The organism is Endozoicomonas sp. ISHI1 (genome assembly GCF_024606225.1).
GTDB lineage: Bacteria > Pseudomonadota > Gammaproteobacteria > Pseudomonadales > Endozoicomonadaceae > Endozoicomonas_A.
On sequence record NZ_JAGRPU010000138.1, the window covers coordinates 1 to 1,226 of the forward strand.

Annotated in this window: 1 protein-coding gene; it reads right to left on the reverse strand. The window is 47.8% G+C overall.

The features are described 5' to 3' along the window. Positions 1-892 (reverse strand): hypothetical protein (locus KBW69_RS23400; RefSeq protein ID WP_257282543.1); only part of this gene is annotated, 892 nt, incomplete at its 3' end. Positions 893-1,226 lie beyond the last annotated feature (334 nt).

Below are 1,226 nucleotides of genomic sequence, written 5' to 3' on the forward strand. Positions count from 1 at the left end.
GGGTCTTCTGGCACTCAGGGCAGGTTTGCTCCGGGGTGTGATATTTATTTTTGTGATCCTTCAGGGCTTGAGCGTTTAGCAGGATCTTCTGGCACTCAGGGCAGGTTTGCTCTCCGGTGTGATATTGCCTTTTGTGATTGTTCAATGAGGCTTGAGAGCTTAGTGATTTTTCACAGCCGGGGTGAACACATCGGTATTTTTTGGAGCCTGCCTTCCTTTGTTTTTTCGCAGGAGGTGGATTTAATGTTAATGATGGACCGGTTTTACTGTCAGCACCCGAGACAACTGTCGGACCTTCAGCAGGATGGCTTACCGAGCCAGATTCATGATCGCCTGTTTGCAAATAGACACCTGTTCTGCAAGCGAAAGAGTCAGCTGAGGTTGAACGACACTGGGTAATTGTAGAGGGAGCGAAGATGCAGCGTCCTTGTCGATGACAACAGGGCTGTTCATGGCAATTTTCGTCAAGGCTGTGTCGGGAGTTGGTGGGTCGGCCCGAATTTTCATCATTATGGTCGTTGTCGTATAGGTAATGGGATTTTTCTGAATGTCTATCGAATGACTGACCATGATCCTCTTGCCCCGTTGTCCGGGAATAGTTCCCGCCGTTCGTTCCGTACATCATAGTGATGATCTGAAGATTGTTTCGCCTGCAGGGTTTGTCATCGGGAGGCGCGCCTGAACCTGAATATCCATTTGTGCGGATAATGTGTAATGGCTCGCTTCGTATCGGCCTGCAATCGGTCATTGGCATCACAGATAATGTGCCCGGCTCAGTTTTTATAGAAAAACTCTGGCTTGTCGAAGCCCTGTTCTGGTTGACCTCAACAATAAAACGGCAAGTCTGCGGCTCAACCGGGCAGACGAAAGGCAGGAGGACCAATACATGCAAGAGTAGACTTTTAATGGTTCTATCCTTTGCTTTTTGTGGATAGGAGCAGTGAGGATAGACGAGAGAATAAGGGGCAAGGAGTCAAAACATAGTGGTTCATGGATTCTCCCATTCATGGTAAACGTGCTGATATTTTACTGAAACGCCGATGCTTTATATTTGACGATTGTCGTAAAATAAGGTTACAGCAAAGCAATGAACTCAGGGACGATCACAGAGCTACAGCAAGACGATTAGCCGGGTTCGATGAGGTCTGAGCCGTCAACAAGGGAGTGTCTTTCATGGTGCAGTCGAAGCACTGGTGATTTCGTGTTGCCACATTTGCATTAAGACC